The following is a 21,407-nucleotide window of genomic DNA, read 5'->3' on the forward strand; positions in this document are numbered from 1 at the left end:
CACCGTCATTTTTGCCAACAAAACCCATCGGCATACTGGCGCCATTCTCCCGTCGGGAGTCCCAAACCAAGGAGTTGTTATGCCACTGGCGTTATTTGCCCTTACCCTGAGTGCCTTTGCGATCGGCACCACCGAATTTGTGATTGTGGGGCTTATCCCCACCATCGCCGAGCAGCTCAATGTCTCGCTCCCCTCGGCGGGCCTGCTGGTCAGTCTCTATGCCCTTGGGGTGGCCATCGGCGCCCCCGTGCTCACGGCGCTCACCGGCAAGGTGCCGCGCAAGTGGCTGCTGGTGGGGCTGATGGCGCTCTTTACCGCCGGCAACCTGCTGGCCTGGCAGGCCCCCGGTTACGAGAGCCTGATCGTGGCCCGCATCCTCACCGGGCTGGCCCATGGGGTCTTCTTCTCGGTGGGCAGCACCATCGCAACCGGCTTGGTCGCCAAAGAGAAGGCGGCGAGCGCCATCGCCATCATGTTCAGCGGCCTTACCGTGGCGCTGGTGACCGGCGTACCGCTCGGCACCTGGATTGGTCAGGTCTTTGGCTGGCGGGAAACCTTTCTGGTGGTAAGCCTGCTCGGCCTCGTCGCCATGGTGGGTAGCCTGCTGCTGATCCCGAACAACCTGCCCAAGGGGGCGGCCTCGACCATCCGCGAGCAACTCTCGGTACTGACCAAGAAGCCGCTGCTGCTGGTCTACGCCAAAACCGCCCTCGGTTATGGCGGCGCCTTCACGGCTTTTACCTTCCTCGCCCCCATTCTGCAGCAGGTGAGCGGCTTTAGCGCCGGTGCGGTGAGCCTGATCCTGCTGGTCTACGGGGTATCGGTTGCCGTCGGCAATATCTGGGGTGGCAAGCTGGCCGACAAGATGGGCCCTCTGCCCGCCCTCAAGCTGCTGTTTGCAGGTCTCGCATTGGTGCTGCTGGCCCTCACCTTCACCGCCCCCCATCCGGTGCTGGCCGTGCTCACCGTGCTGGTGTGGGGCGCCTTTGCCTTCGGTAACGTGCCGGGTCTGCAAGTACTGGTGGTGAAGCAGGCCGAACTGCACACTCCCAAGGCGGTGGATGTGGCATCGGGCCTCAATATCGCGGCCTTCAACGTTGGCATCGCGCTGGGCTCCGTCGTCGGTGGCTTGGTGGTAGAGCACCTCGGCCTGATGCACACCCCCTGGATCGGCGCCCTTATCGTGCTGCTTGCCTACGGGCTGACACATGTCAGCGAGCGCCGCGAAGCCGTCCGGCTCGCCGCCTGTCAGGCATAAGCTGCGCCAGCAGGCGTCACGCAAGAGCGTGGCGCCTGCTGCAATCGGCGCGGCAGGCTTCTATGCTGTGACACAGAGTTAACCCGGCAACCATTTCAGCAACTGTTTCAGCAACCAAGCCTGTCACCCTCGCATCATTTGCCACGGAGTCTGTTATGAAGGTGCTTATCGTCTATGCCCATCCCGAACCCAAAAGTTTCAACGGTGCCCTCTTCTGCCACGCCATCAGGGCGCTGGAGCAGGCGGGCCACACAGTGATGACCAGCGATCTCTATGCCATGGGCTTTGATCCCGTCTCGGATCGGCGCAACTTCACCGCCGCCAGCGATCCCGATTTTCTCAAGCTGCAGCTTGAAGAGCTGGCTGCCACCGAGCAGGACAGCTTTGCCCCGCAGCTGGAGCAGGAGATGCAAAAGCTGGAGGCGGCCGATCTGCTGATCTTCCAGTTCCCGCTCTGGTGGTTTGGCCTGCCCGCCATCCTCAAGGGGTGGGTGGATCGGGTCTTTGCCATGGGACGGGTCTACGGTCAGGGTCATATCTACGAGAGCGGCAAGTTTCGCGGCAAGCGGGCGTTGCTGAGCCTCACCACCGGCGGCCCTACCGAGACCTATCTGCCCGACGGCTTCAACGGCGATATCGACGGGGTGCTGCGCCCCATCCAGCGCGGGATCCTGCAATTTGTCGGCTTCGATGTGCTGCGCCCCCATATCTGCTATGCCCCGGTGCGGGTCTCGCAAGAAGAGCGGGAAGCCTGGCTCGCCCAGTGGGCCGAGCGCCTTGGCCAGATTGAGCAGGAGTCCCCCATCGCAGTCGGCCGCTACCAGTAGCGGCTGACGCAGCTGATACTCTCCCCACACAGCACAAAAACAGCGAGCGGCCCCCGGCCGCTCGCTGTTTTTCACGCTCTGTCGTTATGGTTTTTGTTATCCGTGGGCAAGCCTTATACCGCCTGTTGCACGCCTGCTTTGCCGGTCACCGCCCGCTTGAGCCAGTAGTCGAGGCTGACGTAGCGGCCCCCGCCGTAAACCAGCAGCACCAGCAGCATCACAAAGTAGGTAGCGGCAAACTCCATCCCGTTGTTGAGCATCACGGGATCCCCGAGCTCAGTGATGTAGTTGTAGCGACCGGGGAAGTTCGCCGCCAGCCACTCGATAAAGCCGTTGAGGCGCACAGTGGCCTCCATGCTGCCGGTGGCGATGGCGTCCCAGCCGTGCTTCCAGTGCACCATGGCGCTCGCCACGCTCATCAGGAAGATGGTGGGAATGGCCATGATGCGGGTAAAGAGGCCAAGGGCGATGCAGATGCAACCCAGTACCTCGGTGCCCGCCGCCAGAAAGGCGAGCAGGGTCGGGAACGGCAGGTTGAGCCCCCCTTCCGAGACCGGGGCCCCAAACCAGGCGACCGTGCCGGCAAAGCCCATCACCTTGGAGTGGGCCCCCACATAGATGACCGGAATGAGATAGAGGCGAATGGCCAGCAGGGCCAGAAAATCGAGCCGCTTGCACTGGGCCACCGCCCGCTCGTACCACTGGATAAGAGTGTTGTTCATGGGAATTCTCCTTGGTGTTTGCTAGATGAGGGCAAGGGCGCGCCAAACTGGCGCTCGCCAACGGACAAGGTCAGCAGACCCAGCCGGTGAAAATGGCGTGCCCACCTGGTCAGATCAAAGTCGCTGCGAACCTGTTGTACCTGTTGTTGGAACCCGGCTTGGGTGATCCCCGGCTGCTGTTGCAGCAGCTGGATCAGCGCCACGTCCCATTCACGCAAGCGCTGGGTCACCACCTGATGATCCGGGCTGCGAAACAGGCCATAGAAGTGGTTGCCCTGCCGGGTCGGCACCACGCCGCTGCGACGAATGGCGAAGGGGAGTTCAAGCAGTTGCAGGGTGGGATTGAGCCCGAGCGGACTCTCCGCAGTCACCTCCTCCCCCGCCATAACTTGCGGCACCACCCCTTCATCAATCTCGACACAGAGGCAGGCCCACTCGTACTCCAGCAGCGCCAACCGCTGCCTGGGCCAGTTGAGAGAGCCTTCACTGTGGCGATGCTGCACATAGCGGACAAACTCGGTGGCGATATGGTGAAACTCGGGGGCCTCGGCGCCGTGCGCGATGACAAAGCCCTCCACCAGTTGCCACCTGTCCACCGGTGCCCAGTGAGCGTGGGTGAGCGGAAAAGCGCTCTCCAGCACCGACTCCACATTGGCGCGCACGCTGCGGGCATAGTGGCTGGCGATGCCATCCTGCGGCAGCCGCACCCGGCTCGCCAGCCAGGCGGTCTGCTGCTGCATCCGCTGCGGTGCCGTTTTAGGCGCAGTGATCAGGGATAACCGTCTATCCATAGCGCACCTCCCGCACCTGACTGTCGATCGCCTCGCAACAGGCGCCGTGCACCCGCGCCAGCTCGGCCTCCAGCTCTGCCAGCGGTGGCAGATGGTGATCCCGCTCCAGCAACAGGGGACGCAGGCCATGGGTCTGCACCGTATAACGGGCCAGCGCCACCACCTCCTCGCACACCGGTTTGCCATGGGTATCCAATAAAGTGCCGTCCACCTCTTCCAGATGACCGGCGATATGGAAATAGCGGATCGCATTGCCCGGCAGCCCGGCGATCATCCGCTTGGGGCAGTAACCGTGGTTGCGGCTGTTCACAAAGACGTTGTTGATATCGAGCAGCAGCTCGCAGCCGCTGCGTGCCACCAGCTCGGCGAGAAAATCCTCCTCCAGCATCTCGTGGTCATAGCCGTGGTAGTAGGAGATATTTTCCAGCACCAGCGGGCGGGCCAGCGCATCCTGCACCTGCGCGATCCGCTCGGCCAGATAGGGGATGTTCTCCCACTGGCGCGGCACCGGTAAAAGCTCGTAAAGATACCCCTGCTGGTCGCGGGAAAAGCTCAGGTGCTCGCTGTAGATCTCGATGCCGAACTCGTCCAGAAAGGTGCGGATCTGGCTGAGCAAAGTGCGATTGAGGGGCTGACAATCGCCGAGGGAGAGGCTGAGACCGTGGGCCACCAGTGGGTAACGCTCGGCCAGCTGATGCAGCTGCGCCCGCCTGGCGCCGCCGATGGCCATCCAGTTCTCCGGCGCCAGTTCGAGAAAGTCGATGCCGGGGCGGACGGGGCCAACGCAGAGCGCATCCAGATGCTCCTGACGCAGCCCGATCCCCCGACTGCGGGAGCTTATTGGCCGCATACCCCCTCCGTCATCTTGCTGCCGTTGCTGGATCTGTCGCCATCAATCCCCTCGCCCGCCACGCCACACTTGCCATCGCGGGCGCGCACCAGCCGCCCCTGCGGATCGCTGTCGAGGACATGCTTTTCAAAGCGCTTCTCGGTGCCACACTTGCCCGCCGCGCACTTGCCGCCGTGCTGTTCGCTGGGGGCGGCCTTGACCGGCGCATCGCCCGGGGTGGCCGCCAGCGCCAGCCCCGGTGTCAGGGCAATCAGGCTGGTCATGGCGATGGAGAGGGTCAGTTTGCCGGTGGTTTTGTTGCTGCTTGAGTTACTCATGGGTGGACTCCTTGACGGATGAAACGGGGTAGCTGGAGAGATCGCGGGCGGCCACGATCTGGCCGTGGAACTGCTGTTTGACGATGGCCATCGCCTCTTTCTTGTGATTGAGGCCGACCCCCATCCAGTGGTTGAGCACCAGCAACTTGGGGTTCACCTCGGCGGCAATTTTGGCCACCACAGATGGCTTGGCATGGAGCGAGGCGGAGACCGGATCGGCCCCTTCGTGGATGGCGAGCGGCATCACCAGAATGTCGGCCCCCTTGGCAAACGGCACAAAGGCCGGGTTGCTGCCGTTCTGATCTGCCGAGATAACGATGGTCCCCTCGGCGCTCTCGATACGATAGGCCAGACAGGGCACGTCACCGTGGGGGATGCCGAGCGCGGTGATGGTCAGCCCATCCTGCTGATAGACGGTGTGGGGCTGCGGACTCTGGTAGGGCACATCGTGCAAGGTGATGGGGAAGAGGCCATCGGTGCCATCCTTGAAGCCGCTCAGGTAGGCATAGGCGCCCTTGTCCTTGTTGAAGAGGGCATCAAAGTAGCCGCTCATGCTGGGAAAGGCCGAGCCGGCCTCTGGCCCCGCCAGATCCAGCGGATCGCTGCGTTCGAAGAAGTAGGCCCCCTTGAGCAGGGCGGGCAGGTCGGTCACATGGTCGGTGTGGAAGTGGGTGATGCCGATAAAATCGACCTCTTCGAGCTTGGCCCCCGCCTGGCCGAAGCGCAGGTAGACGCCGCCACCGGCATCGATCAGGATGCGGGATTTCCCCTTCCACCAGATCACCTCGCTGGAGGAGGCGCGCAGATCGTCGGAGATGGGGCCACCACTGCCGAGCACCTGCAGGGTGAAGGTTTTATCCAGTGGTGTCAGTTGTACCGGCTCGGCACAGGCCGGGGCGACGGTGAGCGCGCAGCCGATGGCCAGCGCCACCGCTTTCAATCTCTGTTTCATCACAATTACCTGTCGGTTGGTTGTCGGTTGAAAGTGTGTCGTTTGTGTCGTTTGTGTCGTTTGTGTCGTTTAAAGAGGAGGAGAGAGGGGCCGATGGCGACGTGTGAACGCCAACCACCGGCCGTGGCGGGGCGCGAACCCCGCCGTCAGTTACCGTCCCTTTCATCGGCCTGCCAGCGTGCTTCCAGCCAGAGCAGGTTGCACAGGCCCAGCAGCAGGGCGAATCCGAGGCCCAAAATCCAGGTGAAGTACCACATAGCAGATCCCTTGAGGTCAGTAGAGTTGATGGCTGTCGCGCTTGATGCGGGCACGGTCGAGCTTGCCACGCACCACTCGATAGACCCAGCCGGTGTAGCCCAGGTTGACCGGCATCAGCACCAGCACGAGGCCGAACATGATGGCCAGGGTCTTGTAGCTGGAGGTGCTGTCCCACAGGGTCAGGCTGCTGACCGCATCGAGGGATGAAGGCAACACGAAGGGGAACAGGGCGATGGCCACCGCGCAGAGCATGGCGGCGCAGGCGATCGCGCTGGCCAGCAGCGCAATCCGGCCCCGCTCCAGCCAGGAGGCAATCCCGCTCACCAGCGGCGCCAGCGTCCCGATGATCGGCACCAGCCACAGCAGCGGATAGTCAAAGTAGTTGCGCAGCCAGCCTCCGGCGTGGGGGATCACCCCTTTCATCAGCGGGCTGATGGCGACATTCGGGTCAAAGGGTTGTGTGCCGACACCGGTCAGCTGAAACCCTTGCAGATCCACCAGATGCCAGCCGGCCAGCAAGTAGCAGAGGCTCACCAGCGGGGCCAGCAGAATGGCGATGCCCCGTGCGCGCACCGCAGGCGTCCCCGTGACCTTGGCCTGCAAGAAGCTGGCGCCGTGCAGCAGCAGCAAGGCGATGGCGGTGGCCAGTACCGAGAGCAGCCAGCCCCAGTGGAAGTCGAATGCGCCGTAGTGCAGACGCAGCGCCGTGTCGAAGCGAAACGGCAAGCCCTGCACCACCAGACCGATGGCGGCGCCGAGGATCAGGGTCGGTATCAGGCCCCCCGCCACCAGCGCCCGATCCCACCAGCGGCGCCACATCGGGTCGGTCAGCTTGCTGCGGTAGTCAAAGCCAACCGGGCGCAGAAACAGGCCGAGCAGCAGCACCACCATGGGGATGTAGAGCACCGAGAAGGCGGCGGCATAGACCAGCGGCCAGGCGGCAAACAGGGCGCCGGCACCGGCAATCAGCCACACCTGATTGCCCTCCCACACCGGCCCCACGCTGTTGATCACCAGTCGCCGGTCGTCGTCATCCTGCGAGACCACCGGCAGCAGCATGGCGATGCCGAGATCGAAGCCATCCATCACGATAAAGCCGACCATCATGAAGAGCAGCAGTGCCCACCAGATGAGTTTCAGGGTTGCGTAATCCATCAGGCGATCCTCGCAAGTTCGGGTTGTTCACTGCTGTAGCGGCCGGTATGGAGAATGGCGGGCCCCTTGCGGATCACCCGGCGCAGCAGGAAGAGCTCCACCACCAGCAACAGGGTGTAGATGGAACAGATGGCGATAAGGCTGAACCAGAGCTGGCCCGGAGTGAGCAGGGAGACCGAGGTCGACACCGGCAGCACGTCGCTGATAGTCCAGGGCTGGCGACCAAACTCGGCCACAAACCAGCCCGCCTCGATGGCGATCCAGGGCAGCGGAATGCTCCAAAGCAGGGTCTTGAGCAGCCGTGGCGAGTCTTGCAGCCGGTTGCGGCAGAGCTGGACAAAGCTCACCACCATCAGCCCCAGCATCACGACGCCCAGCCCCACCATCAGACGAAAACCGAAGAAGAGCGGCGCCACCTGCGGGATGGAGTCCTCCACCGCCTTGGCAATCTCTGCCTCCCCCGCCTTGGCGATATTGCTGGCATAGGGGGTGAGCAGCAGACCGTAGCCGAGATCCTTGCCGTGTTTGGCAAACAGCGCCCGGTTTTCGGCCGAGTCGTTGCCGGCGCGGATCTCTTCGAGCGCACCGGACGCCACCATGCCGCTGCGAATGCGCGCCTCGTGCTGCACCTTGAGATCCTTGATGCCGGTCACCGCCTCATCGAGGGAGCGGGTGGCGATGATCCCCATCAGATACGGGATCTTGATGGCGGCGTGGGTGGTCTCCCCCTGCTGATCCGGAAAGCCGAACAGGGTAAAGGAAGCGGGCGCCGGCTCGGTGTGCCACTCCGCCTCGATGGCGGCAAGCTTCACCTTCTGCACCTCGCCGGTGCGATAGCCAGACTCATCCCCGAGCACAATGACCGAGAGAATGGCTGCCAGCCCAAAGCCGGAGGCAATAGCGAATGAGCGCAGGGCAAACTGCACCTCGGTTTTGCGCAGCAGATACCAACTGCTCACCCCCATCACAAACATGGAGGCGGCCACATAGCCCGCCGCGACGGTGTGAACGAACTTCACCTGCGCCACCGGGTTGAACAGCACGGCGGCAATATCCACCAGCTCCATGCGCTGGGTCAGCAGGTTGAACTCGGCCCCCACCGGGTTTTGCATCCAGCCGTTGCCGATCAGGATCCAGAGCGCGGAGAGGTTGGAGCCGAGCGCCACCAGCATGGTCACCAGCAGGTGCTTGCCGCGAGAGAGCTTGTCCCAGCCGAAGAAGAAGAGCCCCACCAGGGTCGATTCGAGGAAGAAGGCCATCAGCCCCTCGATGGCCAGCGGAGTACCGAAGATGTCCCCCACATAGTGGGAGTAGTAAGCCCAGTTGGTGCCGAACTGAAACTCCATGGTGATCCCCGTGGTGACCCCCATGACGAAGTTGATGCCAAACAGTTTGCCCCAGAAGCGGGTGATGTCCTGATAGATCACCTTGCCGGTCATCACATAAGCCGACTCGGCGATCACCAGGATCCAGGACAGCCCCAGCGTGAGGGGCACAAACAGGAAGTGGAACAGGGCCGTGGCGCCAAATTGCAGGCGAGACAGGCTGACCACGTCATCCGGATTGATCATGCGTCACTCTCTTTTGTTGTATTTGCCTTGCACGTTTCGTGCGTGACAAGTACATCACGGAGCATGACACCTATAACAGATGCAGTCATATTGAATTACACCTATAACAGTTGATCCAGATCATGTCCCTTTACCAGCAGTTGGCCGACCGCCTGCAAAGCCAGATCGACGATGGTATCTGGCAACCGGGGGAGCGCATCCCCTCCATTCGCCAGAGCTGCAAGACCCACGGGCTCAGCCCCATGACGGTGTTGCAGGCCTATCAACTGCTGGAAAGTCAGGGGCGGATCCTCGCCCGCCCCCAGTCCGGCTACTACGTCAAAGCCGCCTCACCACAGGTCGTGCAGCACACGCCGAGCCAGACCCACTACAGCGGCTCGGTGGATATCAACGATCTGGTGTTCGAGGTGTTGCAGGCGAGCAAATCGCGGGATCTGGTGCCCCTTGGCATGTCGGTAGCAGACCCGACCCTGTTCCCCCATCCCCAGCTCGGGCGGGCGCTGGCCAGCTGCATGCGCAAGCTCGATCCCTTCAGCACGGTGGCCGACCTGCCCCCCGGCAACGAAGCGCTGCGCCGCGCCATCGCCCAGCGCTACGCCAGCGACGGTGTGGCGGTCAATCCGCAGGAGATCATCATCACCACAGGCGCCATGGAGGCGCTCTCCCTCAGTCTGCAGGTGCTGACCGAGCCCGGTGACTGGGTGGTGGTGGAGTCCCCCACCTTCTATGGCGCCCTGCAGGCCATCGAGCGGCTGAAACTCAAGGCGGTGGAGATCCCGGTCATTCCGGGGGTAGGCATCGATCTCGACCTGCTGGCCGACGCCCTCACCCGCATTCCGGTCAAGGCGTGCTGGCTGATGGGCAATGTGCAGCACCCGCTCGGCCACACCATGCCCGATGCACACAAACAGGGGCTGATGGCACTGCTCAACAGCCACGGGGTGCCGCTGGTGGAGGATGACGTCTATGCCGAGGTCTACTTTGGCCGCGAGCGCCCCAAGCCGATCCGCCACTGGGATCAGCGTGGCGACAGCCTGCTCTGCAGCTCCTTCTCCAAATGTCTGGCGCCGGGCTTTCGGGTCGGCTGGGTGGTGGCGGGGCCCCATGCCGAGCGGGTGCAGCGGCTGCAACTGATGTCCACCCTCTCCACCAATGTGCCGAGCCAGCTGGCGCTGGCCGAGATGCTGCGCCAGGGCGGGGTTGATGCCCACTTTCGCCGCCTGCGCCACACCCTGGCCCAGCGCCAGCAGCAGATGCGGGCGGCCCTGCAACGGCTGTTGCCGGACGAGGTGCGGATCTCCTCCCCCGATGGCGGCTACTTTCTCTGGCTGGCGCTGCCTGCCCATTTCGACAGCCGCGCCCTGCACGCCAAGGCTCTGGGCAGTGGTTTTTCAGTAGCCCCCGGCGCTCTCTTTTCCAGTCAGGGGCAACACAACCACTGCTTGCGCCTCAATAGCTCCCATCCCTGGAGCGAGCAGCTGGAGCAGGCCCTCACCCGACTGGCCGCGCTGATTGCCGCACAACTCGGCGAAAAGTAACGAGGCAAAGAGCCGCTGACGAAACGAACAAAGGCCCGTAACGGGCCTTTGTAGTTGGGGAGTGACGCGCCTTGGCTCGCCATCAAAAACGGATCATCTGGCCATGATCTGCGACTGCACCTTGAAGCCCAGCGCCTCATAGAGCGCTTGGGCACGCTCGTTGAAGGCCATCACCTCCAGCCGGATTTGTTGGGCATTGCGGGTCTTGGCCCAACTGTCGCAATGGGCGATCAGCGCCTTGCCAATCCCGCGAGAGCGGTGCTGCTCATCCACCACCACCGAGCCGATGCGGCAAATCGGCGCACGGGTGAGAAACGGCACAGAATCATTGATATCGATCCGCGCCGTCAAAAAGCCCACCACCCTGCCATCCTGCTCGGCAACGCAGAACAGACGCCCTTCTGCGGCAATGGCATCGAGCAAAAATGCCCGCTCCTCTGGTGACGGCGGGCAGAACACCTCGGGGTAATGTGCATGGTGGATCTCTCCTATCTGCCGGTTCAGCTCGACAATGGCATCGATATCCAGTTCGCTTGCCTTGCGTATCTCCAACGGTTGCTCCTTGCAAAAATGGTGATGGTCCTGCGCCATCTTAGGGGCTGTGCCCCGCAATCCAAATAGGCTCATCCGTATCTTTTGGCGGGCAGCAGAAACAACAACGCCCCTTGAGCGGGGCGTTATCGGCAATCCATGGCGATGAAGGATATCAGGCGGGGGCGTTAAGTTGGGCCACCTGCCGCTCGATGCTCCCTTTCAGGTTGTCATCTAGCTTGAGGGCGCGCGCCAGCTCGTCGAGATAACCGCGCTCCATAAAGTGATCCACCTCGATGGCGAGCAGGGAGGCAAGATAGACCTCGGTGGCCAGCTCCATATCGGTCACTTCCCGCGCCAGCGCGTGGGGGTCGAGGGGGCGGGCCAGCTCGGCGTCAATCCAGCGGGCGACGTCGCTCTGACCCTGTTCGGTCAGGTACTCCTGAATTTTCTGGCGCTCGGCACCGTCGATATGGCCATCGGCCCGGGCCGCTGCCACCATGGCGCGCACCAAAAGCGCCGCGCGGGCATCCAGCGCATTGCCTTCCAGCCCACTGATGGGATGGGTGGGCTGGGCGGGCGCCGCCTGCTGGGCCTGCCAATCCTGATAGAGCTTGTAGGCCAGCCCGCCAAGGGCCGCAGCGCCCCCCACGGCAGCGGCCTTGCCACCATATTTGCGCACTTTTTTATTGCCCAGCAGCAGACCGAGCGCGCCACCGGCCAGCGCCCCCTGCATCTGCCCCTTGCGCTTCTCTCCGCCTTCGTTGAGCCAGCCTTTGCCAGCCCCCAGCAACTGTTCCAGCATCTGTTTCATGGTGTCACTCCTGCGGCTATGTTCCCGTCGATAGAGCCAGATAGTGACCCCGCCCCCCTGAATCGGGGATGAACCCTTGACCGGGCAGGCCGATGGGGCAAAGCTCAGGGAAACCCTTCAGGCAATAAGGATGTAACTGTGCCAAATCGCGAACTGACCCTGCAATTTCTGGCCGAACCCTCTGACGTCAATTTCGGCGGCAAGGTACACGGCGGCATGGTGATGAAGTGGATCGATCAAGCGGGCTATGCCTGCGCCGCTGGCTGGTGCGGCGGCTATGCGGTGACCGTCTATGTGGGGGGGATCCGCTTTTTGCGCCCCATCCAGATTGGCCAGCTGGTAGAAGTTCACGCCCAGGTGATCCACACCGGCACCACCAGCATGCATCTGGCGGTGGATGTCTACAGCCGCCACCCCACCGACACCGAGCGCCACAAGACCACCCACTGCATCATTATCTTTGTGGCGATGGATGAGCAGGGCAAACCGACCCCTGTGCCTCAGTGGCAGCCGGTGAGCGAGAGCGATCTGCAGTTGCAGCAGTACGCCAAAAAGCTGATTGCCCTGCGCGAGGAGATCGACAAGGAGATGCGTCAGCACCTCTGACCTTCATGCCTCACAGCCCGACAGAGCGGGCGCTTTCGGCCAACGGCGGCGCCCCTGTATAATCCCCCCTCTTCCCGCAACCGGAACCCTGCCCATGTCACTGGAAACTGCCCCGCCCGAGGTAAAACTCGCGGTGGATCTGATTGAACTGCTGGAAACCAACCAGCTGGCTCCCGAGCTGGTACTGGCGGCGCTGGCCATCGTGAAACAGGATTACGAGCGCAAGCTGGCGGAGGGGAAGGATCACTGATCCCCCCGTTTATCTTTCCGACTTCAGTTTTCCCCATACCGCAAATTACTGCGGCCCCATCACCTCGTCACAGAGGGCGATCAGGGCCGAACTCAAGCGGGTGAGCGGCTCGCTCCCGCGTCCCCCGGCATGGAGCGCCAGCTCCACCGGCGCCACCTTGGGCCACTGGGTCAGGGCCAGCTGATCGGCGGGCATCAACCGTTTGGGCAGCAAGCTCACCCCGATCCCCGCGCTCACCGCCCCCTGCAAACTGGCAAGGCTGGCGCTGACATAGGCGATACGCCAACGCCGACCGAGGCTATCAAGTACCTCGGTCATCTGGCGCCGATAGAGTCCTTCGCTCGGGAACACCACCAGCGGCAGCGGATCCCGTTCCCGTGCGGGCCAGTCGCGACTGTCGACCCACACCAGCGGCTCGCGCCAGCTGGCAAGGGGCGAACCCTTTCCTCGAGCCTGCTTGACCAGCGCCAGATCCAGCTCCCCCGCCTCGAAGCGCTGCCAGATCTCGTGGCTCAGGCCGCTCTCCACCTCCAGCCGCACCTCGGGGTAGTCGCGGGCAAAGGCGGCCAGCACCGGGGTGATGGCGCCGGCGGCGAAATCCTCCGGCACCCCGAGGCTGAGCGATATGCTCCCCTCGCTCACCTGCTCCTCGGCCTGCGCCAGCAGCGCCAGAATGCGGCGGGCCAGCCCCAGCAATTTTTCCCCCTCCGCCGTCGCCACCACCTGTCGGCCAGCGCGATCGAGCAGCGGGCAGCCGAGCTGCTGCTCAAGGCGGCGGATCTGCTGGCTGATGGTGGATTGGGTCAGATGGACCCGTTCACCGGCGCGGGTAAAGCTGCCGGTGTCGATAATGGCGACAAAACTGCGCAGTAACAGGGGATCCAGCATGGGGCACTCCATTTACAAAACCACTGAACTCCATTCTATCATTTAATTTCCAAATGACTTTCGAGCCCGCTAGGCTGGCATTTTTGCCTCCTTTGACAGTGATCTGCCATGTTCAGCCCCGATGACTCCGCATCCCGAATGCCCCCTGTCTCTCCCAGAACCGGAAACAGCACCCGATGAATCAACGAAATACGGATCAACCCGCAGGCCAGACTGCCCTGTTGGTGCTGGTGATCCTGATTGGCCTGAATCTGCGCCCCTTTCTTACCGCCATCGGCCCGCTGAGCGGCGAGATTGGCCGCACCCTGTCGCTCGGGATGGATACCCTCGCCTGGCTCACCCTGCTGCCGCTCTGGCTGATCGGGATTGGCGTGCTGCTCACCCCCAGCCTGCGTAGACGCACCAGTGCGCGCCAACTGCTGGGGGCCGCCCTGCTGCTGCTCGGCATTGGCAGCGCTATGCGCTTCGATGCCCAAAGCGGTGCCTTGCTGATCGCCAGCGCGGCGCTTTGTGGATTGGGGTCGGCACTGGTGCAGGGAGTGCTGCCCGCGCTGATCAAGCAGGCCTTCGCCCGCAAGGTGCCGCTGGTGATGGGGATCTTCTCCGCCTGCATGATGGGGGGCGGGGCGTTGGGGGCCAGCCTCACCCCACGGCTGGCAGTCAGCCTCGACTGGTCGCGGGCGCTGGCGCTCTGGAGCCTGCCGGTGCTGCTGGCCCTCGTCTGGCTAGGATGGAAAGTGCGTCTGCCACGGGCCACCGCGGTCGCCATTCCCGATGGCGAACAACGGCTAATCACCCTGCCCCGCAGCTGGTTGCTGATCGTCTGCTTTGGCATCATCAACAGCGGTTACGGCATCGTAGTGGCCTGGCTGGCCCCCGCCTATATGGCAAATGGGTGGAACGCTGCACAGGCGGGCGAGCTGGTCGCCTGGCTGGCACTGGCGCAGACCGCCAGCGGCCTCGGCTTGCCGCTACTGGCGGCGCGCAGTCTGGATCGGCGGCCGTGGATGGGGCTTGCCATCGCCATGCAACTGGCGGGATTTGGCGGCCTCTGGCTGGCACCCGCCAGTGCCCCCATTCTCTGGTGCATGCTGTGCGGTGCCGGTCTTGGCGGCAGCTTTTCGCTCATCATGGTGATTGTGCTCGATCACCTGCCAGACCCGCGCCGCGCCGGCACCCTGAGCGCCCTGATGCAGGGGTTTGGCTTTATGCTGGCGGCCACAGGCCCTTGGGTGGCGGCGCGGCTCTATCACTATGTGGGCGACTTTGCGGCCGCCTGGCAGTGGCAACTGGGGGGATTACTGCTGATGAGCCTGCTGGTGCTGCGCCTCGACCCGCGCCACTACCCCCGCGTCATGGGGTTACCGACCGCCAGCGAGCCGACCCTTTCGGCACCTATCCCGGCAAGCGCTGCGGCCCAAAGCAACACACCGGCCTGAGGCCGGTGTGTTGGGGATAACCGTATTGGAGATGACTGGCGGCTGATGCCACTCAGAGGGGCAACTCAGCGCCCCTTCTTCTGCCGTCCGGTGTTAGCGGTGCGCGGCTTGCCAGCGGCCGGTTTGCCACCCTTGGGAGCTCCTTTGCCTGTACTGCCCTTGCCAGCACCGCCCTTGTTGGCTGCACCTTTGCCCGCGCCCCCCTTGCCCACCGGCAGCTTCTTCTCGAAGGCTTCCGGGCCCGGCACATTGGGGCGACCACCAATCTCGTGATCGTCATCGCGGCGCGGCTTCTTGCCCTGCCCCGGTTTGGCGCCTTGCGCCGCAGGAGCCTTGGCCGCCTTCGGTTTGTCGCCTTTGGCCGGTTTCACCTCGGAGGAGGAGTCCTCAATCAGCTTGAACAGATCGATCAGCTCGTCGTCGGTCAGATCGCGCCACTCACCCACCGGCAGCCCCTTGAGGCTGACGTTCATGATGCGAATGCGCTCCAGCTTGGTCACTTCAAAACCGAAGTACTCGCACATGCGGCGGATCTGGCGGTTAAGCCCCTGCACTAGCGTGATGCGAAAGACGAACGGCGCCTCTTTCTTCACCTTGCACTTCTTGGTCACTGTACCGAGGATCGGCACCCCGGCCGCCATGCCGCGCACAAACTCGTCAGTCACCGGCTTGTCGACGGTCACCAGATACTCTTTCTCGTGATCGTTGCCTGCCCGCAGGATCTTGTTGACCAGATCGCCGTGATTGGTGAGGAAAATCAGCCCCTGCGAATCCTTGTCGAGCCGCCCGATTGGGAAGACCCGGGTGCTGTGGTTGACGAAATCGACGATGTTGTCCTTCTCGCCCGCCTCTGTAGTACTGACGATGCCCACCGGCTTGTTGAGGGCGATCAGCACCAGACTGTCCGCCTCGCGCGGCTCGATCACCTGACCGTTCACCTTGACCAGATCGCCAACCTGCACCTGATCGCCAATCCCGGCGCGCTTGCCGTTGATAAAGACATGGCCCTGCTCGATAAAGCGGTCGGCCTCGCGGCGCGAGCAGATACCGCTCTCGCTGATGTATTTGTTCAGGCGCATGGATTCGTTAGCCAGCATGGGTCACCTGCCACAGGGTCTGGGCCGCGCCCGGTTGTGCCATCGCCTGTTCCGGCTGCGCCGGGGAGGCTGTCTGCTGCATCAGCCAATTCACTACGTCAAAGTTCTGCATACCATTCCATCTTCAAAAAAGGCCAATGCCAGCTTATCCATCAAAAAACGCCGCTACAGTAGCATAATTGCCCCCTTTCAGGGGCAGATAGTTGCAAGGTCGCAGCGCCCAAGCGGGCATCCGCGGATAAGTTCACGCCGCTGGATGGGCCGCGATGCAACCTTTGAACGGCCAGCCTGATGCCAACGGCGGGATCCAGCGCCCACAGCCAGCGCGGCCGAACGCCATCAACTATACATATCATCTTGTTTCCATTAGGCTTTAAGCCGGTTGGCTGCGCCTTGGATGCTGCGCCAAACTTGCCCGCCCAGAGGCGGCCCCCCCCCTATCGCCAAGGATTGCACCATGCTGGCTCACACTCGCCGCCTTGTTCGCCGTGCTCTGCTGACCCTGTTGCTGCTGTTGCTGACCGCATGGGCGGTGATCGCCTACTTCGCCTGGCAGGCAGCGCCGCTACAACTGTGGCACACTGTGGTGCCCCCCGAACTCAGCGCCGATGAGCTCGATCGCAGCGACTGGCAAGCCTATCTGGCCCGCGAAGCAAAGCTGTTCGAGCTGGTGGCCACCGAGGTAGTCGCCAAAACGCCGCCCGATCAGCAACTGGCCAGCAATCGCTACTATCAGGACGCCCCCATCAATCCCGCCCGCTTTCAGCAGAACTGGAACCGCTCCTACCTGCTGCGCCCCGAGGGGGAAGTCAAAGGGGTTGCTGTGCTGCTGCACGGCCTGACCGACTCCCCCTACAGCCTGCGCCATCTGGCCAGACGCTATCAGCAGCAGGGCTTTATCGCGCTGGGGCTGAGGATCCCCGGCCACGGCACCGTGCCCGCTGGCCTCGTGGATGTGGATTGGGAGACCTGGCTGGCCGCCACCCGACTGGCGGTGCGGGAGGCCAGATTGCGGGCACCGGGCAAGCGGCCGCTCCATCTGGTGGGCTTTTCCAACGGCGGTGCGCTGGCGGTGAAATATGCGCTCGATGCGCTGGCCGACCCGAGCGGCACGCTGGCAAAACCGGATCGGCTGGTGCTGATCTCCCCGATGATCGGGGTGACCCGCTTTGCCCGCTTCGCCGGGCTCAAGGCCGTGCCTGCCCTGCTGCCCGCCTTTGCCAACGCCGCCTGGCTCGACACCATGCCGGAGTTCAACCCGTTCAAGTACAACTCGTTCCCGGTCAACGGCGCGCGCCAGTCCTACCGCCTGACCCACGCCATCCAGCAGCAGGTGCGCCAGCTGGCCGCCAGTGGCGAGCTGGCGGCATTTCCCCCCGCACTCACCTTCCAGTCGGTGATGGACTACACCGTCAGCACCCGCTCCATCATTGCCGATCTCTACCACTACCTGCCGGCCAACGGCAGCGAACTGGTGCTGTTTGATATCAACCGCAGCACCCTGTTTGGCCCGCTGATGAGCTCGGCCTCCGAGCTGGCGCTGCACCGCTTGCTGCCAAACGCCCCCGGGCACTATCGCCTCACCGTGGTGGGCAATGTCGAACCCGCCTCACCCGCGACGCAGGCCAGAACGCTGGCCACCGGCGATCAGCCTGAGCAGGTCCGCCCGCTGGGTATCGATTATCCCAAGGAGATCTACTCCCTCTCCCACGTGGCGCTCCCCTTCCCGATGGACGACCCCCTCTATGGCATGGCGGCGCGCCCGCAGCAGCGGGAGCAATACGGCATCAATCTCGGTGGTCTGGCCCTGCGTGGCGAGCGCGGCGTGCTGATCGTCAACCCCGGCGCCCTCACCCGCACCTCCTCCAACCCCTTCTACCCCTATCTGCAGCAGCGGGTGATGGAGACCCTCACCGCCCCTCCCGTGGCCCCGTCTGCTGCCGTACCCCCTGCCAGCAGCGGTCAACCTGATGCGGCCTATCAGGCAGAAGTGGAGCAGTTTTTACAGGAGAGCGACGAGAGCAGCGCGCCTTTCTAGGGCGTGTGTGGCGAATCGACGAAGCTGCGCGGGTACTTGGCGCGATAGCGATAATAGAAAGGGGCCGTCAATTGACGGCCCCTTTCTATTGATGATGGCGATGGGACTGATGGCTTGGTGGGCTCAGGGATAGATGCTCACTTCTATCAGATTCTGGTCCGGCTCGAGGAAATAGGGTGATTCTGATAGGTGTTGCACCGTCAGGCGCCGCGCCAGCCCTGTCAGGGATAACGGCTCACTTCTATCAGGTTCTGGTCAGGGTCGAGGAAGTAGACTGATTCTATCGGCCCGCAGGCACCGCTTTTGGTCACCGGCCCCTCGACAATATCCACCCCGTGGCAGGCAAGCTGGGCCATCACCTGCTCCAGCGGCCAGCGGGTGATAAGGCAGACATCCCCCGACCCCACCTGCGCCCGGTTGCGCGGCTCCTGCCCCAGCAGTTGTAGATTGATCTTCTGGTTGCCAAACCCTACCGCCCGGCGCCCCGCACCGAAGGTGATGGCCTCCATATTGAGTACCGAGCTGTAAAAGGCCACGGCCCGTTCGATATCACTGACCGTCAATACCAGATGGTCGATATGGCTGATCATGGTTACCTCCTGGTGGTGATCTGGCTGATGTGACCGGCATATGCCCGCAAGCATCCGACTGTCGTCGCCACGGCGGGCAACCCCATCATACCCGGCAAGGGGAAGCCCATGTGTGCCGTGACGCGCAAAGCGAGCGCAAATGATCTGGTCAAATAAATTCGCGTTACTGCACCGCTGCGCACGCTTTATCCCGCTGGGCCAGCAGGGCTTCATCGTCACTGTCCATTGCCGCCAGAATCGCCTGATTGCAGGCGCGCTCCGCCAGCTTGGCAGGACTCTGCTTGGCATCCCCAATCTCTGCAATCATCGGCCGATAACTGACGACAGCCGAGCAATACATGGTGCGAAATTTGGGCAGTTGCCAACTGCTGTCATCCTGCCGGGTCAAGTCATCACACAGCTTGTGAAACAGGGCGGACGCCTTGACCGTGCACTGGCTAAAGCGCCGCACATCCTGCTGGTAGGGACGACAAACGCTCGGCTGCTGGATCTGCCACAGCTGAAAAGAGAACGGGACCGACTCCCCCTCATACTGCACCACCAGCGTCTTGGCCTCGGTGCCATAGATATCCGCAACCTGCTGCTGTACCAGATTGAGATAAGCCGAAAAAAGATAGGAAACCGGATCCATCACCACCTCCCTGTGGGTGTGTTACGTGCAACGCTACATAGTTGCGTAGCCTATCCAATAGCGTGTCTAAAACATGAAAATGAAAAATAGCTTACTGATTTATTTAGATAAATTTATGGACTGGACGCACGCTATCGCAAAATGACAGCTGAAATGCGGTGTCGTTTGGATTAATATGCCAGGCGATAAAAGCACACTCGGATGACGCCATCTATCACTGTGATACCGGCCAATCCCAACAGCATTATCTCCTCTACTTAGGATCTGGTTTTGAGCGATAACTGGACAGAAGAAGAGCTAAGGGCTGCGGTTATTGCATATTTGGATATGCAAACCAAAGCATCTCTTGGTGAGCCCTTCGTGAAAAAGCACTATTACCGGGAATTGGCGAGCCAATTCGGGCGTACGGAGAAATCCTTCGAATATCGGATGCAGAACATCTCATATGTCTGTGCCGAAATGGGACGAGAGTGGCTCCCCGGGTTAAAACCCGCAAAAAATGTGGGTGCAACCGCTTTTACGCATATCGAACGCCTGATCCGCCAACAGGAACTTAACCTTCGCTCTTACAAAAACGCGCTGGAACAGCCGCTTCCACAAGGGGTCGAAACACCCCAGTCACGGTATGTCATCACCAACAGTCATGAACGAGACCTGCAAGTCAGGGAGTGGGTACTGCAAAATGCAGCCCAACAATGTGAATCATGTAACGCACCTGCTCCCTTTATAACCGTCGCAGGGGAACCCTTCTTGGAAGTACATCACCTGAAAGGGTTAGCAGAGGGTGGCTCAGATACGGTTAGCAACACGGTAGCCCTTTGCCCTAATTGCCACCGAGAGATGCACTACGGCTGTAATAAAACGGAGATTGTCGAGGCTCTTTATCAACGGATTAAACGTCTCGTTCGCGAATAATCACCCACTCAGAGGTAGATTGTTCACGCAGTGTTGCTTACTGGCGCAAAACCCACCGGATTCTTGCCCAAAACCCCGGCTAAATTATCCAGTTGCATAATAACCATGCGGCCTTGCGGTTGTTTAACTGGCCCTAACGTCAGATAATACCGCCCGCCTTCAAACCCCGATAACCCGACTTTCAGTGACGGTAATTGATGACTGAGTACCTGCTTTTATTGATCGGCACCGTGCTGGTTAACAACTTCGTGCTGGTGAAATTCCTCGGCCTCTGCCCCTTTATGGGGGTCTCCGGCAAGCTGGAAACCGCCATCGGCATGGGGCTGGCGACCACCTTCGTGATGACCCTCGCCAGTGCCAGCTCCTATCTGGTGGAGCACTATATCCTGCTGCCGCTGGATATCGCCTATCTGCGCACCCTCGCCTTTATTCTGGTGATCGCCGTGGTGGTGCAGTTTACCGAGATGGTGGTGCGCAAGAGCAGCCCGACCCTCTATCGCCTGCTGGGGATCTTCCTGCCCCTCATCACCACCAACTGTGCGGTGCTCGGGGTGGCGCTGCTCAGCATCAATGAGCGACACGACTTTATCCAGAGCGTGATCTACGGCTTTGGCGCCGCCACCGGCTTCTCGCTGGTGTTGATCCTGTTTGCCGCCATGCGCGAGCGTCTGGTCGCCGCCGATGTGCCCGCGCCGTTTCGCGGGGTGTCGATTGCCATGATCACCGCCGGTCTGATGTCGCTGGCCTTTATGGGCTTTACCGGCCTTATCAAGATATAACCATGATCCATATTCTCTTTGCCATTCTGGTGCTGACCCTGCTGGCGCTGGCGTTCGGGATTATCCTGGGCTTTGCCGCCGTCAAGTTTCATGTGGAAGCAGACCCCATCGTCGACCAGCTCGATGCCCTGCTGCCCCAGACCCAGTGTGGCCAGTGCGGCTATCCCGGCTGCAAACCCTACGCCGAGGCGCTCGCCAACGGCGATCAGATCAACAAGTGCGTACCCGGTGGCGAGGCCACCATGCGCAAGATTGCCGATCTGATGGGGGTCGAGCCCCAGCCACTGGGGGGCAGTGACGAGGCCGCAGTGCCGGTCAAGAAGGTCGCCTTTATCCACGAAGATCAGTGCATCGGCTGCACCAAGTGCATTCAGGCCTGCCCGGTGGATGCCATCGTCGGCGCCACCAAGGCGATGCATACCGTGATTGCCAACGAGTGCACCGGTTGCGATCTCTGTGTCGATCCCTGCCCGACCGACTGCATCGAGATGATCCCGGTGCCCACCACGGTCGATAACTGGAAGTGGGATCTCAATAACGTGCATGTTCCGGGCAAGATTCCGGTCAAGATAGTGGAATAAACAGCGGAG

25 protein-coding genes are annotated in these 21,407 nt (G+C 62.1%); 10 read left to right on the top strand and 15 right to left on the bottom strand.

The genetic code is table 11. The features are described 5' to 3' along the window. Window positions 1-79: 79 nt before the first annotated feature. Together ACTG20_RS14860 and ACTG20_RS14865 are read left to right on the top strand one after the other, a co-directional pair. Window positions 80-1,258 carry an MFS transporter gene (locus ACTG20_RS14860; RefSeq protein WP_041208527.1) on the top strand — a complete coding sequence of 393 codons (1,179 nt, stop codon included), beginning with the start codon at window positions 80-82 and terminating at the stop codon, window positions 1,256-1,258. A 155-nt stretch (window positions 1,259-1,413) separates the two neighbouring features. Next, the gene (locus tag ACTG20_RS14865) at window positions 1,414-2,085 is read left to right on the top strand and encodes an NAD(P)H-dependent oxidoreductase (RefSeq protein WP_194496681.1); all 672 of its coding nucleotides are present in this window, start codon (window positions 1,414-1,416) and stop codon (window positions 2,083-2,085) included. A 113-nt stretch (window positions 2,086-2,198) separates the two neighbouring features. Here the strand turns inward: ACTG20_RS14865 and ACTG20_RS14870 are convergent, their stop codons facing one another. The 8 genes from ACTG20_RS14870 to ACTG20_RS14905 form a co-directional block, all read right to left on the bottom strand. Continuing rightward, window positions 2,199-2,807: an HvfX family Cu-binding RiPP maturation protein gene (locus ACTG20_RS14870; protein ID WP_194496682.1), complete on the bottom strand. Its 609-nt coding sequence runs from the start codon at window positions 2,805-2,807 to the stop codon at window positions 2,199-2,201. Next, the gene (locus ACTG20_RS14875; protein WP_194496683.1) at window positions 2,804-3,598 is read right to left on the bottom strand and encodes an HvfC/BufC family peptide modification chaperone; all 795 of its coding nucleotides are present in this window, start codon (window positions 3,596-3,598) and stop codon (window positions 2,804-2,806) included. Before ACTG20_RS14875 ends, ACTG20_RS14870 begins: the two co-directional genes overlap by 4 nt. Then, complete coding sequence (locus ACTG20_RS14880; protein WP_194496684.1) at window positions 3,591-4,448, bottom strand: DUF692 domain-containing protein; 858 nt, start codon at window positions 4,446-4,448, stop codon at window positions 3,591-3,593. The genes ACTG20_RS14875 and ACTG20_RS14880 overlap by 8 nt, the downstream gene beginning before the upstream one ends. After that, window positions 4,436-4,765 (bottom strand): hypothetical protein, encoded by a 330-nt coding sequence (locus tag ACTG20_RS14885; protein WP_194496685.1) that lies wholly within the window; start codon window positions 4,763-4,765, stop codon window positions 4,436-4,438. The genes ACTG20_RS14880 and ACTG20_RS14885 overlap by 13 nt, the downstream gene beginning before the upstream one ends. After that, window positions 4,758-5,717, bottom strand: a complete 960-nt coding sequence (locus tag ACTG20_RS14890; protein ID WP_194496686.1) for an MBL fold metallo-hydrolase — start codon at window positions 5,715-5,717, stop codon at window positions 4,758-4,760. The genes ACTG20_RS14885 and ACTG20_RS14890 overlap by 8 nt, the downstream gene beginning before the upstream one ends. Before the next feature lie 146 nt (window positions 5,718-5,863). Then, entirely contained in the window at window positions 5,864-5,974 is a 111-nt protein-coding gene (cydX, locus tag ACTG20_RS14895) for a cytochrome bd-I oxidase subunit CydX (RefSeq protein ID WP_005337572.1), read from the bottom strand. A gap of 16 nt (window positions 5,975-5,990) precedes the next feature. Next, window positions 5,991-7,130, bottom strand: a complete 1,140-nt coding sequence (cydB, locus tag ACTG20_RS14900) for a cytochrome d ubiquinol oxidase subunit II (protein ID WP_439987767.1) — start codon at window positions 7,128-7,130, stop codon at window positions 5,991-5,993. Continuing rightward, a complete protein-coding gene (locus ACTG20_RS14905) occupies window positions 7,130-8,701 on the bottom strand; it encodes a cytochrome ubiquinol oxidase subunit I (RefSeq protein WP_439987768.1) in 1,572 nt (523 codons plus the stop codon). The genes cydB and ACTG20_RS14905 overlap by 1 nt, the downstream gene beginning before the upstream one ends. 122 nt (window positions 8,702-8,823) lie before the next feature. Between ACTG20_RS14905 and ACTG20_RS14910 the strand changes: the two genes are divergently transcribed. Continuing rightward, complete coding sequence (locus ACTG20_RS14910) at window positions 8,824-10,239, top strand: aminotransferase-like domain-containing protein (RefSeq protein ID WP_021230656.1); 1,416 nt, start codon at window positions 8,824-8,826, stop codon at window positions 10,237-10,239. A 93-nt stretch (window positions 10,240-10,332) separates the two neighbouring features. On the opposite strand, the gene ACTG20_RS14915 is transcribed toward ACTG20_RS14910, so the two are convergent. Together ACTG20_RS14915 and ACTG20_RS14920 are read right to left on the bottom strand one after the other, a co-directional pair. Continuing rightward, a complete protein-coding gene (locus tag ACTG20_RS14915; protein ID WP_194496689.1) occupies window positions 10,333-10,791 on the bottom strand; it encodes a GNAT family N-acetyltransferase in 459 nt (152 codons plus the stop codon). Between the two features lie 154 nt (window positions 10,792-10,945). Continuing rightward, the gene (locus ACTG20_RS14920) at window positions 10,946-11,584 is read right to left on the bottom strand and encodes a tellurite resistance TerB family protein (RefSeq protein ID WP_139428430.1); all 639 of its coding nucleotides are present in this window, start codon (window positions 11,582-11,584) and stop codon (window positions 10,946-10,948) included. Between the two features lie 138 nt (window positions 11,585-11,722). On the opposite strand from ACTG20_RS14920, the gene ACTG20_RS14925 reads away from it, so the two are divergent. Together ACTG20_RS14925 and rsmS are read left to right on the top strand one after the other, a co-directional pair. Next, window positions 11,723-12,190 carry an acyl-CoA thioesterase gene (locus tag ACTG20_RS14925; RefSeq protein ID WP_021230653.1) on the top strand — a complete coding sequence of 156 codons (468 nt, stop codon included), beginning with the start codon at window positions 11,723-11,725 and terminating at the stop codon, window positions 12,188-12,190. A gap of 94 nt (window positions 12,191-12,284) precedes the next feature. Then, window positions 12,285-12,440 carry a pleiotropic regulatory protein RsmS gene (gene rsmS, locus ACTG20_RS14930; protein WP_074042636.1) on the top strand — a complete coding sequence of 52 codons (156 nt, stop codon included), beginning with the start codon at window positions 12,285-12,287 and terminating at the stop codon, window positions 12,438-12,440. A 45-nt stretch (window positions 12,441-12,485) separates the two neighbouring features. On the opposite strand, the gene ACTG20_RS14935 is transcribed toward rsmS, so the two are convergent. Beyond that, entirely contained in the window at window positions 12,486-13,328 is an 843-nt protein-coding gene (locus ACTG20_RS14935) for a LysR family transcriptional regulator (protein WP_194496690.1), read from the bottom strand. A gap of 176 nt (window positions 13,329-13,504) precedes the next feature. Here ACTG20_RS14935 and ACTG20_RS14940 point away from each other — a divergent pair, with 176 nt between their 5' ends. Next, on the top strand, window positions 13,505-14,767 hold the full coding sequence (locus ACTG20_RS14940) for a cyanate transporter (RefSeq protein ID WP_194496691.1): 1,263 nt from the start codon (window positions 13,505-13,507) through the stop codon (window positions 14,765-14,767). A 65-nt stretch (window positions 14,768-14,832) separates the two neighbouring features. Here the strand turns inward: ACTG20_RS14940 and rluF are convergent, their stop codons facing one another. Together rluF and ACTG20_RS14950 are read right to left on the bottom strand one after the other, a co-directional pair. Beyond that, a complete protein-coding gene (gene rluF / locus ACTG20_RS14945; RefSeq protein WP_194496692.1) occupies window positions 14,833-15,864 on the bottom strand; it encodes a 23S rRNA pseudouridine(2604) synthase RluF in 1,032 nt (343 codons plus the stop codon). Continuing rightward, window positions 15,854-15,976 (bottom strand): hypothetical protein, encoded by a 123-nt coding sequence (locus ACTG20_RS14950; protein WP_005350832.1) that lies wholly within the window; start codon window positions 15,974-15,976, stop codon window positions 15,854-15,856. The genes rluF and ACTG20_RS14950 overlap by 11 nt, the downstream gene beginning before the upstream one ends. A 345-nt stretch (window positions 15,977-16,321) precedes the next feature. Here ACTG20_RS14950 and ACTG20_RS14955 point away from each other — a divergent pair, with 345 nt between their 5' ends. Then, window positions 16,322-17,902 carry an alpha/beta hydrolase gene (locus tag ACTG20_RS14955; protein WP_439987769.1) on the top strand — a complete coding sequence of 527 codons (1,581 nt, stop codon included), beginning with the start codon at window positions 16,322-16,324 and terminating at the stop codon, window positions 17,900-17,902. 221 nt (window positions 17,903-18,123) lie between these two features. Here ACTG20_RS14955 and ACTG20_RS14960 read toward each other — a convergent pair whose 3' ends face one another. Together ACTG20_RS14960 and ACTG20_RS14965 are read right to left on the bottom strand one after the other, a co-directional pair. Then, window positions 18,124-18,492 (bottom strand): VOC family protein, encoded by a 369-nt coding sequence (locus ACTG20_RS14960; protein ID WP_194496694.1) that lies wholly within the window; start codon window positions 18,490-18,492, stop codon window positions 18,124-18,126. A gap of 163 nt (window positions 18,493-18,655) precedes the next feature. Then, window positions 18,656-19,123, bottom strand: coding sequence for a hypothetical protein (locus ACTG20_RS14965; RefSeq protein ID WP_194496695.1), 468 nt, complete (start codon window positions 19,121-19,123; stop codon window positions 18,656-18,658). Between the two features lie 270 nt (window positions 19,124-19,393). Here ACTG20_RS14965 and ACTG20_RS14970 point away from each other — a divergent pair, with 270 nt between their 5' ends. The 3 genes from ACTG20_RS14970 to rsxB all read left to right on the top strand — a co-directional run bounded on the left by ACTG20_RS14970 (window position 19,394) and on the right by rsxB (window position 21,398). Then, entirely contained in the window at window positions 19,394-20,038 is a 645-nt protein-coding gene (locus tag ACTG20_RS14970; RefSeq protein WP_100653475.1) for an HNH endonuclease, read from the top strand. A gap of 197 nt (window positions 20,039-20,235) precedes the next feature. Beyond that, entirely contained in the window at window positions 20,236-20,817 is a 582-nt protein-coding gene (rsxA, locus tag ACTG20_RS14975; RefSeq protein WP_005337600.1) for an electron transport complex subunit RsxA, read from the top strand. A gap of 2 nt (window positions 20,818-20,819) precedes the next feature. Beyond that, entirely contained in the window at window positions 20,820-21,398 is a 579-nt protein-coding gene (gene rsxB / locus ACTG20_RS14980; RefSeq protein WP_005350799.1) for an electron transport complex subunit RsxB, read from the top strand. Window positions 21,399-21,407: the final 9 nt, after the last annotated feature.

The organism is Aeromonas sp. 84A (genome assembly GCF_051919345.1).
GTDB lineage: Bacteria > Pseudomonadota > Gammaproteobacteria > Enterobacterales > Aeromonadaceae > Aeromonas > Aeromonas veronii.

Bases quoted from the DNA above. Each gene is read 5' to 3' on its own strand.
- ACTG20_RS14865 (WP_194496681.1), top strand. From the start codon at position 1,414: ATGAAGGTGCTTATCGTCTATGCCCATCCCGAACCCAAAAGTTTCAAC.
- ACTG20_RS14965 (WP_194496695.1), bottom strand. From the start codon at position 19,123: ATGGATCCGGTTTCCTATCTTTTTTCGGCTTATCTCAATCTGGTACAG.
- ACTG20_RS14940 (WP_194496691.1), top strand. From the start codon at position 13,505: ATGAATCAACGAAATACGGATCAACCCGCAGGCCAGACTGCCCTGTTG.
- ACTG20_RS14875 (WP_194496683.1), bottom strand. From the start codon at position 3,598: ATGGATAGACGGTTATCCCTGATCACTGCGCCTAAAACGGCACCGCAG.
- ACTG20_RS14885 (WP_194496685.1), bottom strand. From the start codon at position 4,765: ATGAGTAACTCAAGCAGCAACAAAACCACCGGCAAACTGACCCTCTCC.
- ACTG20_RS14905 (WP_439987768.1), bottom strand. From the start codon at position 8,701: ATGATCAATCCGGATGACGTGGTCAGCCTGTCTCGCCTGCAATTTGGC.
- ACTG20_RS14935 (WP_194496690.1), bottom strand. From the start codon at position 13,328: ATGCTGGATCCCCTGTTACTGCGCAGTTTTGTCGCCATTATCGACACC.
- ACTG20_RS14920 (WP_139428430.1), bottom strand. From the start codon at position 11,584: ATGAAACAGATGCTGGAACAGTTGCTGGGGGCTGGCAAAGGCTGGCTC.
- rluF (WP_194496692.1), bottom strand. From the start codon at position 15,864: ATGCTGGCTAACGAATCCATGCGCCTGAACAAATACATCAGCGAGAGC.
- ACTG20_RS14955 (WP_439987769.1), top strand. From the start codon at position 16,322: ATGCTGGCTCACACTCGCCGCCTTGTTCGCCGTGCTCTGCTGACCCTG.
- ACTG20_RS14960 (WP_194496694.1), bottom strand. From the start codon at position 18,492: ATGATCAGCCATATCGACCATCTGGTATTGACGGTCAGTGATATCGAA.
- cydB (WP_439987767.1), bottom strand. From the start codon at position 7,130: ATGGATTACGCAACCCTGAAACTCATCTGGTGGGCACTGCTGCTCTTC.
- ACTG20_RS14880 (WP_194496684.1), bottom strand. From the start codon at position 4,448: ATGCGGCCAATAAGCTCCCGCAGTCGGGGGATCGGGCTGCGTCAGGAG.
- rsmS (WP_074042636.1), top strand. From the start codon at position 12,285: ATGTCACTGGAAACTGCCCCGCCCGAGGTAAAACTCGCGGTGGATCTG.
- cydX (WP_005337572.1), bottom strand. From the start codon at position 5,974: ATGTGGTACTTCACCTGGATTTTGGGCCTCGGATTCGCCCTGCTGCTG.
- rsxA (WP_005337600.1), top strand. From the start codon at position 20,236: ATGACTGAGTACCTGCTTTTATTGATCGGCACCGTGCTGGTTAACAAC.
- ACTG20_RS14910 (WP_021230656.1), top strand. From the start codon at position 8,824: ATGTCCCTTTACCAGCAGTTGGCCGACCGCCTGCAAAGCCAGATCGAC.
- ACTG20_RS14890 (WP_194496686.1), bottom strand. From the start codon at position 5,717: ATGAAACAGAGATTGAAAGCGGTGGCGCTGGCCATCGGCTGCGCGCTC.
- rsxB (WP_005350799.1), top strand. From the start codon at position 20,820: ATGATCCATATTCTCTTTGCCATTCTGGTGCTGACCCTGCTGGCGCTG.
- ACTG20_RS14950 (WP_005350832.1), bottom strand. From the start codon at position 15,976: ATGCAGAACTTTGACGTAGTGAATTGGCTGATGCAGCAGACAGCCTCC.
- ACTG20_RS14860 (WP_041208527.1), top strand. From the start codon at position 80: ATGCCACTGGCGTTATTTGCCCTTACCCTGAGTGCCTTTGCGATCGGC.
- ACTG20_RS14870 (WP_194496682.1), bottom strand. From the start codon at position 2,807: ATGAACAACACTCTTATCCAGTGGTACGAGCGGGCGGTGGCCCAGTGC.